The 13,560-nt window shown below is 69.0% G+C and carries 13 protein-coding genes and 1 riboswitch; of the genes, 5 read left to right on the forward strand and 8 right to left on the reverse strand.

The window, feature by feature from the left end:
* Nucleotides 1-136 precede the first annotated feature (136 nt).
* The 4 genes from CJ301_RS07405 to CJ301_RS07420 are packed head-to-tail and all read right to left on the reverse strand — an operon-like array spanning nucleotide 137 to nucleotide 5,148.
* Nucleotides 137-1,069: a sugar phosphate isomerase/epimerase family protein gene (locus CJ301_RS07405; protein ID WP_099275877.1), complete on the reverse strand. Its 933-nt coding sequence runs from the start codon at nucleotides 1,067-1,069 to the stop codon at nucleotides 137-139.
* Nucleotides 1,069-2,577, reverse strand: a complete 1,509-nt coding sequence (locus CJ301_RS07410) for a glycerol-3-phosphate dehydrogenase (RefSeq protein WP_099275879.1) — start codon at nucleotides 2,575-2,577, stop codon at nucleotides 1,069-1,071. The genes CJ301_RS07405 and CJ301_RS07410 overlap by 1 nt, the downstream gene beginning before the upstream one ends.
* Nucleotides 2,574-4,163: an FGGY-family carbohydrate kinase gene (locus CJ301_RS07415; protein WP_099275881.1), complete on the reverse strand. Its 1,590-nt coding sequence runs from the start codon at nucleotides 4,161-4,163 to the stop codon at nucleotides 2,574-2,576. Before CJ301_RS07415 ends, CJ301_RS07410 begins: the two co-directional genes overlap by 4 nt.
* A gap of 22 nt (nucleotides 4,164-4,185) precedes the next feature.
* Nucleotides 4,186-5,148, reverse strand: coding sequence for a sugar-binding transcriptional regulator (locus tag CJ301_RS07420; RefSeq protein ID WP_099276068.1), 963 nt, complete (start codon nucleotides 5,146-5,148; stop codon nucleotides 4,186-4,188).
* Nucleotides 5,149-5,598: 450 nt separating this feature from the next.
* Here CJ301_RS07420 and CJ301_RS07425 point away from each other — a divergent pair, with 450 nt between their 5' ends.
* The 5 genes from CJ301_RS07425 (at nucleotide 5,599) to CJ301_RS07445 (ending at nucleotide 10,845) form a co-directional block, all read left to right on the forward strand.
* On the forward strand, nucleotides 5,599-6,252 hold the full coding sequence (locus CJ301_RS07425; protein ID WP_099275883.1) for a DUF2291 family protein: 654 nt from the start codon (nucleotides 5,599-5,601) through the stop codon (nucleotides 6,250-6,252).
* Complete coding sequence (locus CJ301_RS07430; RefSeq protein ID WP_099275885.1) at nucleotides 6,249-7,778, forward strand: sugar ABC transporter ATP-binding protein; 1,530 nt, start codon at nucleotides 6,249-6,251, stop codon at nucleotides 7,776-7,778. Before CJ301_RS07425 ends, CJ301_RS07430 begins: the two co-directional genes overlap by 4 nt.
* Nucleotides 7,775-8,896 (forward strand): ABC transporter permease, encoded by a 1,122-nt coding sequence (locus tag CJ301_RS07435; protein WP_254050098.1) that lies wholly within the window; start codon nucleotides 7,775-7,777, stop codon nucleotides 8,894-8,896. The genes CJ301_RS07430 and CJ301_RS07435 overlap by 4 nt, the downstream gene beginning before the upstream one ends.
* Nucleotides 8,897-8,958: 62 nt before the next feature.
* Nucleotides 8,959-9,915: a D-ribose ABC transporter substrate-binding protein gene (locus CJ301_RS07440; RefSeq protein WP_099275887.1), complete on the forward strand. Its 957-nt coding sequence runs from the start codon at nucleotides 8,959-8,961 to the stop codon at nucleotides 9,913-9,915.
* An 87-nt stretch (nucleotides 9,916-10,002) separates the two neighbouring features.
* Nucleotides 10,003-10,845 (forward strand): DeoR/GlpR family DNA-binding transcription regulator, encoded by an 843-nt coding sequence (locus tag CJ301_RS07445; RefSeq protein ID WP_099276072.1) that lies wholly within the window; start codon nucleotides 10,003-10,005, stop codon nucleotides 10,843-10,845.
* A 5-nt stretch (nucleotides 10,846-10,850) separates the two neighbouring features.
* Here CJ301_RS07445 and CJ301_RS07450 read toward each other — a convergent pair whose 3' ends face one another.
* From CJ301_RS07450 to CJ301_RS07465, 4 genes are all read right to left on the reverse strand, one after another.
* Nucleotides 10,851-11,285, reverse strand: a complete 435-nt coding sequence (locus tag CJ301_RS07450) for a 6,7-dimethyl-8-ribityllumazine synthase (RefSeq protein WP_099275889.1) — start codon at nucleotides 11,283-11,285, stop codon at nucleotides 10,851-10,853.
* A gap of 80 nt (nucleotides 11,286-11,365) precedes the next feature.
* Nucleotides 11,366-11,501: riboswitch (FMN riboswitch) on the reverse strand.
* A gap of 37 nt (nucleotides 11,502-11,538) precedes the next feature.
* Nucleotides 11,539-11,997 carry a D-erythrulose-4-phosphate isomerase gene (gene derI, locus CJ301_RS07455; protein ID WP_099275891.1) on the reverse strand — a complete coding sequence of 153 codons (459 nt, stop codon included), beginning with the start codon at nucleotides 11,995-11,997 and terminating at the stop codon, nucleotides 11,539-11,541.
* A 23-nt stretch (nucleotides 11,998-12,020) separates the two neighbouring features.
* Nucleotides 12,021-12,779, reverse strand: coding sequence for a triose-phosphate isomerase (locus CJ301_RS07460; protein ID WP_099275893.1), 759 nt, complete (start codon nucleotides 12,777-12,779; stop codon nucleotides 12,021-12,023).
* A 1-nt stretch (nucleotide 12,780) separates the two neighbouring features.
* Nucleotides 12,781-13,548, reverse strand: coding sequence for a DeoR/GlpR family DNA-binding transcription regulator (locus CJ301_RS07465; RefSeq protein WP_099275895.1), 768 nt, complete (start codon nucleotides 13,546-13,548; stop codon nucleotides 12,781-12,783).
* Between the last annotated feature and the right edge of the window lie 12 nt (nucleotides 13,549-13,560).

Below are 13,560 nucleotides of genomic sequence, written 5' to 3' on the forward strand. Positions count from 1 at the left end.
CCCGCCCGGGCGCTGCCTTCCGTCGCAGCCTGGCCCGAGCCCGGCTCTTTCCATGGAGCGGCCGCCCCGATCGGGGCGACCGAGACCGTTCTCGCGCGATGGCCGGCGGCAGGCGTGACGCCGATCCCGAAGGCCCTCAGAGCTTCAGGTCGCCCGCCCCGCTCTCGATATGCGGCGCCCAGAAGGCGATGCTTTCGGCGATCGCCGGGATCACGTTGCGGTCGTCCGGCTCGCGCTCCTTGAAGGACAGCTCGAGGCAGATCTCGTTGTCGCGCGCGCCGCCCTCGGCCAGCGCCGCCAGCAGCGGTTCGGGCTGCACCCGGCCGGTCGCGTTGTGCTCGGCGGTGAAGGGGCGATGCCCGCCCTTGTCCATCTTGGACTGCTTGATGTGGATGATCGGCGAAACCTCGGGCACCGCCCGCGCCCAGGCATAGGGATCGGTGTCGTCGGGATCTGGGCTGGTGACGTCGCCATGGTCGATATCGGCCATCATCCACATCGGCACCGCCATCCCGGCTGCGGTCAGCCGCTCCTGCAGCGCCAGGGTCTCGGCGATGGTCGGCCCGAATTCGCGCCCCACGCTCATCGGCTCCCAGAACACGTGATCGAGCCCCGCCGCCTTGGCATGCTCGGCCACCTCCGCCCAGCAGTCGATGGCGATGCGGATCATCTCCTCGCGCCGCGCCGCGTCGTCGAAATCGCGATAGGTCAGGATCGCGAACTGGGTGCCGACCGACCGGCCGCCCAGATCGCCGATGATATCGGCGAAACTCTTGAACCAATCGACATAATAGCGCCGCACGTCACGATCCGGGTGCCCGAAATGGTTGAGACGGCCATAGGGGCCGGTCATGCCCGAGGTCACCCGCACACCGCTGCGCTCCAGCGCCCGGCCCATCTCGCGCGTCAGCCGGCGGATCACCGGGGCGGGCCAGGACGGGTTGATGAATTCATGCGTCAATTGCAGGTCGCGGATGCGCAGGTCGCGGGCCACGGTGTCGATGAGATCATCCGCTTCGGCGAACCGGTTCACCAAAGGGTTGGTGTTGAGCGAAAGCGTCAGCGCCATCACGCGGCCTCCCTGAGCGTGCCGTCGAACCATTTGGAGAATTCCGCCTGCTCGGCAGCGCTCAGCCGGAGCCGGTGCTTTGTACGCCGCCAGATCACGTCCTCCGCGGTCCGGGCCCATTCATGCGCCGCCAGATAGCGCGCCTCGGCTTCGTAGAGCAGGCCGCCGAAATGCCGCCCCAGCCCCTCGATCGAGCTGGCGCCATCCACGACCATGTCGATCCGCGTGCCGTAGAGCCGGGCGTAGTGCCGGCGCAGATCGCGCGGCATCCAGGGATAGCGGCCCCGCAGGCTCTCGCGGAAAGCCTCGAAATCGGCGTTCTCGATCGCGCCGCCGGGCAGCGGCGCGTTCTCGGTCCAGTCGTCCTTCATGCCGGGAAAGAGGCCCCCCAGCTTGTGCATGCCCCGCTCGGCCAGCTCGCGGAAGGTGGTGATCTTGCCGCCGAACACGTTCAGGAGCGGCGCGCCGCCGGTCTCGTCGAGGTCGAAGACATAGTCGCGTGTTACCGCCGAAGGGTTGCCCTGCCCATCGTCGAACAGGGGCCGGACGCCCGAGAAGCTCTCGAGCACGTCCTCGCGCGCGAGCTTTTCCTTGAAGTAGCGGTTCACGGCGGCGAGCAGGTACTCGATCTCGGCCTCGTCCGCCGTCACCTCCTCGGCGCGGCCCTCATAGGCGACATCGGTGGTACCGATCAGCGCCTTGTCGCCCTCATAGGGGTTGATGAAGATCACGCGCTTGTCGTGGTTCTGCACGAGATAGGCGTTGGAGCCTTCCCAGAACTTGGGCACCACGATGTGGCTGCCCTTGACCAGCCGGACATTGCGCGAAGAGTTCGCCCCGGCCACCCGGCGGACGACATCGGTGACCCAAGGGCCTGCCGCGTTGACCAGGACGCGGGCGCGGTGCTCGCGCGTTTCGCCGGTCTCGCTGTCGCGGGTGGTGACGATCCAGTGGCCCTCCGCGCGCCGGGCCGAGACGCAGGGGCTGCGGGTCAGCACCTCGGCGCCGCGCTCGGCGGCGTCGACGGCATTGAGGACGACGAGCCGCGCGTCATCGACCCAGCAGTCGGAATATTCGAAGCCGCGGGTGTACTTGTCGAGGATCGGCGCGCCTTCGGGGTCGCGCTTCAGATCGAGCGTGCGGGTGCCGGGCAGGCGCTTGCGGCCCCCCAGATGGTCGTAGAGGAACAGCCCCAGCCGCACCAGCCAGGCGGGCCGGTCCTCGGGGCTGTGCGGCAGCACGAAGCGCAGGGGCCAGATGATGTGCGGCGCGTTGCGCATCAGCACCTCGCGCTCGATCAAGGCCTCGCGCACCAGCCGGAACTCGTAATATTCGAGGTAGCGCAAGCCGCCATGCACCAGCTTGCCCGAGCGCGACGAGGTTCCCTCGGCGAGATCGTCCTTCTCGCACAGCACCACGCTCAGGCCGCGCCCGGCGGCATCGCGGGCGATGCCGGCGCCATTGATGCCGCCGCCGATCACGAAGAGGTCGATGGGCTCGTCGTTCATGTCGCTGTCCTTTCATTGGCCGCCATCGCGGCCCGGTGTTGAGCGAGCCCGTCCCAGACCGGCGCCAGCGCGGCGCGGGCCCGGGCATAGGCCGGAAAGAGCGAGGCGTAGGTGTCGCGCAGCACCGGGTCGGGCGGCTCGGCCGCGCCGAGGAGCGGCGTCACCCATTCGGCGATGCACGCCTCCATGTCCGGGTAGGCGCCGATCGCCACCGCCGCCATCATCGCCGCGCCTGCCGCGCCGGCCTCCTCGCGGGCCGAGACCCGCACCGCAGAGCCGGTCGCCGCCGCCAGCACGCCGCGCAGGGCCCGCGACCGCGCGGCCCCGCCGGTCAGCCGCAGCTCGGCGGGCATGTCGCCCATCGCGGCGTAGCAATCCCGCGCCGCCAGCCCCAGCCCCTCGACCACGGCGCGGATCAGATCGGGAAAGCGGTGTCCCTGGCTCAGGCCGACGAAGCCCGCCCGCGCATCGGCATCGACGAAGGGGCCGCGCTCTCCGGCCTCGGAGATATAGGGGTGATAGAGGATCTCGCCGGGGCGACTGCGCGCGAGCCAGCCCTCGATCCGGGCGACGAGATCGGCATGCGACGCCTCGACCCCCATCTCGGCCATCAGCTCGCCCGCCAGCGCCAGCGCCCAGTCGATGTTGAGCGTCGCGGCCATGTTGGTCTGCACCTGCGTCACCATCCCGGGGGCGGGCAGCGCGATGACATAGCCGGTACCGGCCTCGTTCAGCACGACATCCGTGTCGCGCACCGCGCGCATGTGCACGCCGGTGGAGCCCACCGTCGAACAGGCGGCGCCGGGCGTGCCGGTATGGACCCCCGCGCCGAGCGCGGTCATCACCATGTCGACATGGCCGAGGCTCACCGGCGTCCCGGCCCTGAGCCCGGTTTCGCGCGCCGCGGCCGGGCTCAGCGGATGCGTCTGCCGCGTGCCGTCGACGATCTCGGGCAGCAAATGGCGGCGATGCTCCAGCCCCAGCGCGGCGATGACGGTGTCGTCATAGGCGCGGCTGCGGAAATTGCCGAAGGTGAAGCTCGCTTCGGAGGGGTCGGTGGCGCGGATGCCGGTGAGCTTCAGATAGAGCCAGTCCTTGCAATGCAGCGCCGTCTCGGCGCGATCGAGCCGCTCGGGCTCGGTCGCGTCGATATGCGCCATCTGCGCCCCCATCTGGCAGGTGTTGAGGCCGGTGCCGGTGGCTTCGAAGCGGGCCCGCTCCAGCGGCCCCGATTTCAGCCGCGACACCGCCGGCGCTGCGCGCGCGTCGAGCCAGAGCCAGGCGTCGCCGACCGGCGCGTCGCCCGCCCCGACCAGCCAGGTGCCGTCGCCCTGCGCGGTCACCGCGAGCGCGGCGCAGCGCTCGGGCAGCCGGTCGATGCGGTCGCCCAGGGCGCGAAGCGCCCGCGCGCAATCCTCCCAGGTCCGCGCCAATGGCTGGGTGGCGACGCCGCCCGAGGCGGTGTCGTAGCGGTTCGGCACGGCGGCGGCGGCGATCTGGCGGCCGGAAAGGTCGAACCCCACCGCCTTGATCACCGAGGTGCCGGCATCGATGCCGATGATGAGGTCGCCCGTCCCTGCGGTCATGCTTTTCTCCCCTGCCCGGCGGTCAGTCCGGCAGCGCCGCCAGCGCCTGCGCCGTCGCCTCGTCGGTGATCAGCCCATCGAGCCAGCCGCCGCGCAGCACCGCCGCGATCGCGGCCACCTTGTCCGGCCCGCCGGCAAGCGCCACGACCCGGCGGCTCCGCAGCACCTCGAGCGCCGGCGCGACGGTCCGCGCCGAGAGCCCGGTGGCCACGGGGCGCCCCTCGGCATCGAGAAAATGCCCCAGGATCTCGCCCACCGCGCCGCCGCGCGTCACCTCGCGGATCTCCTCCGCGCGGATCATCCGGCTTGCCACCAGCTGCGCGTCGGGCTCGGTCGTGCCGATGCCGACCAGCATCAAATCGGCCTGCGCGGCCATGTCGAAGACCTCGCGCACCCCGGGCTGGGCCAGCAGCACGTCGCGGTCGGCGCTCGAATTGGCGAAGAAGGGCAGCGGCAGCACATAGGCCTCGGCGCCGCTGCGGCCCGCCAGCCGGTGCATCACGTCGTGCGGGTTGGCGGCATAGTTGCGCGCGAGCCCGCCCAGAAGCGACACGAAGCGCGATCCCAGGGCATCGAAGGGCGGCATGGATTCGACCGCCGCGGCCAGCGTCCGCCCGTGTCCGATGCCGATGACCCCGCCCGGATGCTGCGCGATCTGCCGCTGCAGGAAAGCGGCCCCCGCGGGGCCGAGCGCCCGCAGCGGCAGCCCCGGCTCGCCCAGATCGGGCACCACCTCGCAGCCGCGCAGGCCAAATCGTCCGGTCAGCTGCGCCTCCAGCCGCGCGCAATCGGCGATCTCGCCGACCACGGAGACCTTGACCGCGCCGTTCTGCGCCGCCCAGTTGACCAGCCGATGCGCCTTGACGGGCGAGACGCCGATGCGCTCGGCCACCTCGGCCTGGGTCAGCCCGCCGGCGTAGTGCAGCCAGGCCGCCCGGATTGCCAGGCTCTCGTCGATCTCGCGTCGCTTCGCTGTCGTCGCCATGGCGCCAAAACCCTGCAATAAATTTCCGATATGGACATTTATTGCACCAACCTCCTGCGGCGGTCAAGTTAATATAACCCGCACATAACACGGACTGGGCTCATCCCGGCTGCGCGCAGGGGCAGGTCACGATCCCCGCTTGCAGCCATGAACCGGCTTCAATCTCCGTGTCACATGGGCAGTTGTGCCTGGGCAGATGCAGGCATGGATGCGCTTTATTGCCTGGGGCGCAAATTCTTTCATAATGACGTTGACAGGTGGATGTGTTCTTAACATTATCATCACACGTCCAGCTTCCCGCTGGGCCAGGCGGAGCCGGCAGGAAGGCCGGGCTGCTGCAAGTGGAGGAAGGCGTCACGCGCCGCAGCCAATCTGTTGCATCGGGGCCGCGCCGAGCTGCGAGCCCCCGTAAGTCACACCGGGATCCGTCCCGATCCGGAGGCCAGAGCCATGACCATGAAGGCCGATATATCCGAACCGCGGCACCGCGGCGGCTGGAAGATCGCCGCAGCCATCGGCGCTGCGACCCTGCTTCTCGCCGCGATGGCGCTCGACACCAAGGTGGTGGTGCTGGGCTCCGAGGAGGATCTGCGCGAGCAGGCCTTCTCGCCCGAACGCTACGGCACCGAGACGTTCCCGAGCGTCCGCGACAGCATCCGCGACCGCGCCGTCCCGGCCGCGGAGCTGGCAGAGGCCGTGCTGGCCGACCGCACCGCCGCCGCCGAGACCTATGGCGTGGGCTCCGGCACCGGCGCGGTGATACCGGTGCGGCTTGCCGGCACGATGGGCGAGGCGAAATCGGGCATCTATACCGTCGAAGTGCCCGACATGCCCGACGAGATCACCGTGCGGGTGCAGACCGGCCCCGCCATCAACGGCACCGAGCTGCGGGACGCGACCGGCGATATCGAGTTCGGCCAGTTCAAGAACCAGATCGAGTACCAGAACGCCGGCGCCGCGCTCAACGACGCGATGAAGGCGGAGGTGCTCGGGGACATCGACACCGCCGCGCTGTCGGGCCGGGAGGTCGAGATCACCGGCGCCTTCCGGCTGATCAACCCCAAGAACTGGCTGATCACCCCGGTCGAGATGGCAGTCGAATGAGCGGCGCCGGCACCACCGGGGAGGCCGTGCTGCAGGCCCGCGACGTCGCCAAGTCCTATGGCAACGTCCAGGCGCTCAAGGGCGTGAACTTCGACGTGCATCGCGGCCAGGTCACCACGCTGTTCGGCGAGAACGGCGCCGGGAAATCGACGCTGATGAAGATCCTGTCCGGCGTGATCCGGCCGAGCGCGGGCGAGATCCTTCTCGACGGGCGGCCGGTCGCCTTCCACTCCACCACGGAGGCGCGCGACCTCGGCATCTCGATCATCCACCAGGAGCTCAGCCTCGCGCCCAATCTCAGCGTGCGCGACAACATCTTCATGGGCCGCGAGATCACCACCGCCACCGGCGTCGACTACGCCGAGGAGGAGCGCCAGACCCGCGCGCTGATGGAGGAGCTGGAGGAGGAGATCGACCCGCTGACCCCGGTCGAGGATCTGCGCCTCGGCCAGCAGCAGGTGGTCGAGATCGCCCGCGCGCTGTCGGTCAATGCCCGCATCCTGATCATGGACGAGCCGACCTCCGCCCTTTCGGCCTCGGAGGTCGAGGTGCTGTTCAAGGTGATCCGCGATCTCAAGGCGCGCGGCGTCTCGATCGTCTATATCTCGCATCACCTCGAAGAAGCCTTGCAGATCACCGACCACGCCGTGGTGCTGCGCGACGGCACGATGACCGCGCGGGCGCCGCGCTCAGAGATCGATCTCGAATGGATCGTCCGCAACATGGTCGGTGAGAATTTCGATCTCGGCTCGCCGCCCGAAGGCCATGCCATAGGCGATGTGGCGCTGAAGATCGACGGTCTCAGCGTCCCCGACGCCTCGGCGACGGGACGATCGGCGGTCGATGACCTCTCGCTCGAGCTGCGGGCGGGCGAGATCGTCTGCCTTTACGGGCTGATGGGCGCGGGCCGCACCGAAATGCTCGAATGCATCGCGGGTCGGCTGCCCAAATCCGGCGGCCGGGTGCTGCTGGAGGGGCGCGAGCTGGGCCGCGCCAGCATCGCCGAGCGCATCGCGCGCGGCCTCGTGCTGGTGCCCGAGGACCGGCAGCGCGACGGGCTGGTGCAGACCATGAGCGTCGGCGAGAACCTGTCTCTGGCCTCGATCGGGGCCTTCACGCGCGGCCTGTTCACCTCGCGCAGGCGCGAGAGGGAGCTGGTCGAGACGTCGATCCGCGACGTCACGATCAAGACCGATGGCGGCCAGGCCGCGATCGGATCGCTCTCGGGCGGCAACCAGCAGAAGGTGGTGATCGGCAAGATGCTGGCCACCAAGCCGCGCGTGGTGATGCTCGACGAGCCCTCGCGGGGCATCGACATCGGCGCCAAGGCCGAGGTGTTCCGCCTGCTGGCCGAGGGCGCGCAGCGCGGGCTGGCGGTGATCTACTCGACCTCCGAAGTGGGCGAATGCCTGTCGATCGCGCATCGCATCATCGTCATGCGGCGCGGCAAGATCTCGGCCGAATTCGGCCCCGACGCCACGAAAGAGCAGATCATGGCCGCCTCCGGCGAGGCCGTGGTCGCATGAGCAACAGCAACATCGGAGTCATCGCCATGACCGACACCGGCACCATCCACAAGCGCACGCGCGGGCTATTCGGCAACGGCTTCGACCTCGGGCGGCTTCTGCTCGAAGGCCGCGCCTTCTTCGCGCTGATCGCGATCATCATCACCTTCTCGATGCTGTCGCCCTTCTACTTCTCGACCGGCAACTTCCTGATCATGGCCAGCCACGTGGCGATCTTCGGCCTGCTGGCGGTCGGCATGATGCTGGTGATCCTCACCGGCGGCATCGACCTTTCGGTCGGCTCGACGCTGGGCCTTGCCGGGGTGGTCGCGGGCTTCCTGATGCAGGGCGTGACGCTCGAAGCCTTCGGCGTGGCGCTCTACCCGCCGGTCTGGGTCGTGGTGATCCTGACCTGCGCGGTCGGCGCGCTGGTCGGGCTCGTCAACGGCGTGCTGATCGCCGTCTTCAAGGTGCCTGCCTTCGTCGCGACGCTGGGCCTTCTCTATGTCGCGCGCGGCGTGGCGCTCTTGATGACCGACGGCCTGACCTACAACAATCTCGGCGGCAAGCCCGAGCTGGGCAATACCGGCTTCGACTGGCTCGGCTTCAACCGCGTCTTCGACGTGCCGATCGGCGTGCTGGTTCTGGCCGCGGTGGCGCTCGGGGCGAGCCTGCTGCTGAACCGCACCGCCTTCGGGCGCTGGGTCTACTCCACCGGCGGCAACGCCCGCGCCGCCGAGCTGTCGGGCGTGCCGGTCAAGCGGGTGACGGTGCTGGTCTACGTGCTGTCGGGCATCTGCGCCGCGATCGCCGGGCTCGTGCTGAGCTCGCAGCTCACCTCCGCCGGCCCCACCGCCGGCACCACCTACGAGCTGACCGCGATCGCCGCGGTGGTGATCGGCGGCGCCGCCCTGACCGGCGGGCGCGGCAATATCCGCGGCACGCTGCTGGGCGCCTTCGTGATCGGCTTCCTGTCGGATGGCCTCGTGATCATCGGCGTCAGCTCCTACTGGCAGACCGTCTTCACCGGCGCCGTGATCGTGCTCGCCGTGCTGCTGAACTCGATCCAGTACAGCCATCGCCGCCCCGCCTCGGCGGCGAAGCCCAAGACTTCCGCGACCCAAGGCTCCAAGGCCTGAGCGCGCAAGACCGCCGGGAGACCGGCAGACCAACACCAGCCACCCCAGGGAGAGAGACCACCATGCCAACCAAACGCACCATCCTGCTTGCCGGCGCCGCCGCGATCGCCACCCCGCTTCTCGCCGGTGCCGCCATGGCGCAGGATCAGGGCCTGATCTCGATCATCGTCAACGATCCCTCGAACCCCTATTGGTTCACCGAGGGCGAGGTCGCCCGCGCCACCGCCGAGGAGCTCGGCTACGAAGCCGCCGTCGCCTCCCACAAGGGCGACACCAACACCGAGAGCAACCTGGTCGACACCGCGATCACCAACCAGGCCAAGGCGATCATCCTCGACCCGGCCAATGCCGACGGCTCGGTCGGCGCGGTGCGCAAGGCGGTGGATGCGGGCATCCCGGTCTTTCTCGTCAATGCCGAGATCAACGAGGCCGGCCTCGCCAAGGCGCAGCTGGTCTCGAACAACGCCCAATGCGCCGCCGACGGCGCGATCAAGTGGATCGAGCTGGTGGGCGACAGCGGCAAGTATGTCGAGTTCTTCGGCAACCCCGCCGACAACAACGCCGCCACCCGCTCCAATGGCTACGAGACGGTGCTGAGCCAGTATCCCGACCTGGAGAAGGTCGCCGAGGAAGTCGCCAACTGGGACCGCACCCAGGGCTACAACAAGATGCAGTCGATCCTGCAGGCCAACCCCGAGGTCGATGCGATCATCTCCGGCAACGACGAGATGGCGCTCGGCGCCATCGCGGCGCTCAAGGAGGCGGGCAAGCTCGAGGGCGTGGTGATCGGCGGCTTCGACGGCAACCCCGACGCGGTCGACGCGGTCAGGGCGGGCGAGCTGGCCTATACCGTGCTGCAGCCGGTCGCGGTCTTTGCCGAGGATGCCGTGCGGCAGGCCGATCACTTCATCAAGAACGACGAAACCATGGTCGACCAGGAAAAGCAGCTCTTCGGCTGCGAGCTGATCACCTCCGACAATGTCGACAACTACACCGCGCCTTTCGTGCTGGAGCAGTGATCCTGCCTGCGCGCCGCCGCCCGGCGGCGCGCCCTCCTTGCGATGGCGGCTGGTCCGGCCGGCCGCCATCGCTATGATGAAGAGATCATGACACGGCCCATTCCCTCGCCCGCTCCCGCCATGCTGACCCTTCTGGGAGAGCAAGTGCCCGCCGACAGCCGCCAGGCACGGCAGCTGGAGCGGCGGCAACGCATGACCGAGCTGGTCATGGCCGAAGGCACGATGCGGATCGAGGATCTGACCGAGCATTTCGGCGTCAGCCTGATGACGGCGCATCGCGATCTCGATGATCTCATCGCGCGCGGCCTTCTGCGCAAGAGCCGCGGGCTGGTCACGGCGGCGCCGAGCGGCCTGGCCGAAGCCTCGGATGTCTATCGTGCGAGCCAGAAAACGGCCGAGAAAGCCGCGATCGCGCGCGAGGCCGCCAAGCTGATCGAGCCGGGGCAGGCGATCTTCATGGACGATTCCACCACGGCGCTGCAGATGGTGCCGTATCTGGGCGATCTGGCCCCGCTCACGATCATCACCAACGGCCTGACCCTGATGGGGGCCCTGCGCGGTCAACGGGACCTGACCCTGATCGGGCTGGGCGGAGAGCTGCACAACTGGTGCAACGCCTTTCTGGGCCGAATGACCACCGGCGAGGTCGCGCGGCTGAGAGCCGATACCGTGTTCCTGTCCATGTCGGCCATCGACGGCGATGTCGTGCTGCACCAGTTCGCGGAGGTGGTGGACGTCAAGCGCGCGATGTTCGATGCCGCCGCTCGGCGGGTGCTGCTGACCGATCACAGCAAGTTCGGCCGCCGGGCCCTGCACGCCATGGCCCGGATCGACGAGTTCGACGTGGTGATCACCGACCAGGGCACACCGGCCGAGATCCGCGAGGCCATCGCGGCGCAGGGCGTCGAGGTGATCGTCGCCCCGCTCTAGAGCGCTCAGAGCTCCAGATCGGCGATGGCCAGGACCGCCGCGGCCGCCTCCCGGCCCTTCTTGACGAAATGCGCGGTATAAAAGCCGCGATGCTCGGTCGTGTCCTGGAAGTGATGCGGCGTCAGCGACACCGAGAACACCGGCACGCCGGTCTCCATCTGCGCCTGCATCAGGCCCGATACCACGGCCTGCGCCACGAAATCATGCCGGTAGATGCCGCCATCCACCACCAGCGCCGCCGCGACCACCGCGTCGAAGCGGCCGGTCTGCGCCAGCCGCTTGGCCAGCAGCGGCATCTCGAAGGCGCCGGGCACCTCGAAGGGCGTCACCGCAGCGGCGCGGCCGCTTTCGGCAATGGCGGCGTCGAAGCCCTCCTGCGCGCGGTCGACGATATCGGCGTGCCAGCGCGCCTTGATGAAGGCGATTGAAAGATCGGTCATGGCTGTTTCCCTGTCGTTTCGCTCGATCAGGGGACGCGCAACGGCAAGCGTGGCGGTGCCGATCGGCCCGCCCCCGCTTCATCCGTTCCCTCTCATCCGGACTATGACCGTCGGCACCGGAATTTCACCGGACTCTGCTGACCCCCGGCCATGCGGCCGGGGCGCTCGCGGGCTTTCACCGCCGGTGGGGAGTTTCACCCCGCCCCGAGAACATGCGTGATCTGCCCCGGATCGGCCTCCGGGGCAAGGCCCCTCAGCGGGTCTCGTGATAGCGCGCGTCGAGCGCGTCGATGGCCTTCACGTTGTCGGCCGACTTGCCTTCGGGGTCGAAGGCGGCGCCGAGAAACGCATCGGCGATGTCCTTGGCCAGCTCCGCCCCCACGACGCGCGCGCCCATGGTGATGATCTGCGCGTTGTTCGAGGTCGCGGCCTTGCCGGCCGAATAGGTGTCGTGGGTCTGCGCGGCGCGGATGCCCGGCACCTTGTTGGCCGACAGGCACACGCCGATGCCGGTGCCGCAGCACAGGATCGCGCGCTCGTAGTCGCCCTTGAGCACGCCCTGGCAGACGCGGTCGGACAGGTCGGCGTAGAATTCGCCGCCCTGGGGCGGTGTGGACAGGTCGGACACGTCATGCCCCTTGGCGCTCAGATGTTCGGCCAGCGCCTTGACCAGCGGCACGCCCGCGCTGTCGCCTGCGATCGCGAGTTTCATGATGGATCTCCTTCCGTATTGAGTCAGATGACGGCGGCACAGCGGCGCAGGATGTCGAGATACCCCGCGACATCCCAGGCCGAGCGCCCGATGAACAGCCCGTCGATCGCGGGCCGGGTGATGAGTTCGGCGCAGTTGCCGGGGTTGACGCTGCCGCCATAAAGGCAGGGCAGCGGCTGCCCCGCGATGCGGGCCGAGACCTCCTTGATGCGGGCATGACGCGCCTCGGCATATTCGGCCGAGGCCGGCACGCCGCCCTCCCCGATCGCCCAGACGGGCTCGTAGGCGAGCAGGATGCCGGCCCCCTTCTGCCCCTCATCGAGCCGCGCCAGAGCGCCCTCGACCTGCGCGGCCAGCACCGCGTCGGCGCGGCCCGCCGCCTTGTCCTCGGCGGTCTCGCCGATGCAGATCAGCGGCACCAGCCCGTGCCGGATGGCGGCCTCGGTCTTGAGCCCGACCGTCTCGTCGGTCTCGGCGAAATGGGCGCGGCGTTCGGAATGGCCCAGCTCGACGATGTCGAGCCCGCAATCGGTCAGCATCGGCGGCGAGATCTCGCCCGTCCAGGCGCCTTGATCCGCCCAATGCATGTTCTGGGCGCCGACCTTCACATCGCTCGTCGCCAGCATCGCGGCGACCTCGCGCGCGGCGGTGAAGGGCGGGATCACGAAGCGCTGGATGCGCGGATCGCCCTCGGCTTCCGCCAGCCCTTCGGCAAAGGCGCGGGCCTCGGCCAGCGTCTTGTTCATCTTCCAGCTGGTGCCGATCCAGAGCCGGTCGTCCATGTCAGTCCCCTTCCGCGAAATGTAGCCTGATGCCGTCCTGGCGCAGCGCCTCGGCGCGGGCGCGTTCCAGCGCGTCGCTGGTCACCACACCGTCGAAATCCTCCAGATCGGCGAGGAGATGCAGCGCCGTGCGCCCGAATTTCTGATGATCCACCATCAGGTAGCGCCGCGCCGCCGAGGCGATCATCGCCCGCTTGACCCCCAGCACCTCCTGGTCCTGATGAAAGGCGCTTCGCCCCGAGACCGCCGAGGAGGAGAGAAGCGCCATGTCGGCGCGCAGGTCGCGCAGCGCGGTTTCCGTCAGCACGCCGAAAAAGCCGTTGAACTTCGACGCGTAATTGCCGCCAAGCGCGATCAGCTCGATGCCCGGCTTGCCGGACAGCTCGGAGATCAGCCCCAGATTGTTGGTGATCACGGTAAGCGGCCGGATCGCCGCCAGATGCGGCGCCAGGGCCTGGCTGGTCGATCCGTCATCGACCATCACGCTCATCCCCGGCTCGACGAAGCCCGCGGCATGCCGGGCGATCCGCGCCTTTTCCTCGCCCGCCATGCGCGCGCGGTAGCGGAAATCGCTCTCGAACTGGCCCGAGGATTCGAGCGTCGCGCCGCCGCGCAGCTTGCGCAGCCGCCCCTCGGCCTCCAGCGCGTCGAGATCGCGGTGGATCGTCATCTTCGACACGCCGAAATGCTCCGCCAGCGCCTCAAGCGTGGCGCTGCCCTGCTCGACCAGCATCTCGACGATTTCGTGGCGGCGGTCCTCGGGTCTCAAATGAAGTATCCT

The sequence above is a fragment of the Limimaricola cinnabarinus genome (assembly GCF_002723615.1).
Lineage (GTDB): Bacteria > Pseudomonadota > Alphaproteobacteria > Rhodobacterales > Rhodobacteraceae > Limimaricola > Limimaricola cinnabarinus_B.

Coding starts and splice junctions, on each gene's coding strand:
- CJ301_RS07440 (WP_099275887.1), top strand. CDS start 8,959: ATGCCAACCAAACGCACCATCCTGCTTGCCGGCGCCGCCGCGATCGCC.
- CJ301_RS07410 (WP_099275879.1), bottom strand. CDS start 2,577: ATGAACGACGAGCCCATCGACCTCTTCGTGATCGGCGGCGGCATCAAT.
- CJ301_RS07425 (WP_099275883.1), top strand. CDS start 5,599: ATGACCATGAAGGCCGATATATCCGAACCGCGGCACCGCGGCGGCTGG.
- CJ301_RS07435 (WP_254050098.1), top strand. CDS start 7,775: ATGAGCAACAGCAACATCGGAGTCATCGCCATGACCGACACCGGCACC.
- CJ301_RS07420 (WP_099276068.1), bottom strand. CDS start 5,148: ATGGCGACGACAGCGAAGCGACGCGAGATCGACGAGAGCCTGGCAATC.
- CJ301_RS07415 (WP_099275881.1), bottom strand. CDS start 4,163: ATGACCGCAGGGACGGGCGACCTCATCATCGGCATCGATGCCGGCACC.
- CJ301_RS07405 (WP_099275877.1), bottom strand. CDS start 1,069: ATGGCGCTGACGCTTTCGCTCAACACCAACCCTTTGGTGAACCGGTTC.
- CJ301_RS07460 (WP_099275893.1), bottom strand. CDS start 12,779: ATGGACGACCGGCTCTGGATCGGCACCAGCTGGAAGATGAACAAGACG.
- CJ301_RS07450 (WP_099275889.1), bottom strand. CDS start 11,285: ATGACCGATCTTTCAATCGCCTTCATCAAGGCGCGCTGGCACGCCGAT.
- CJ301_RS07445 (WP_099276072.1), top strand. CDS start 10,003: ATGACACGGCCCATTCCCTCGCCCGCTCCCGCCATGCTGACCCTTCTG.
- derI (WP_099275891.1), bottom strand. CDS start 11,997: ATGAAACTCGCGATCGCAGGCGACAGCGCGGGCGTGCCGCTGGTCAAG.
- CJ301_RS07430 (WP_099275885.1), top strand. CDS start 6,249: ATGAGCGGCGCCGGCACCACCGGGGAGGCCGTGCTGCAGGCCCGCGAC.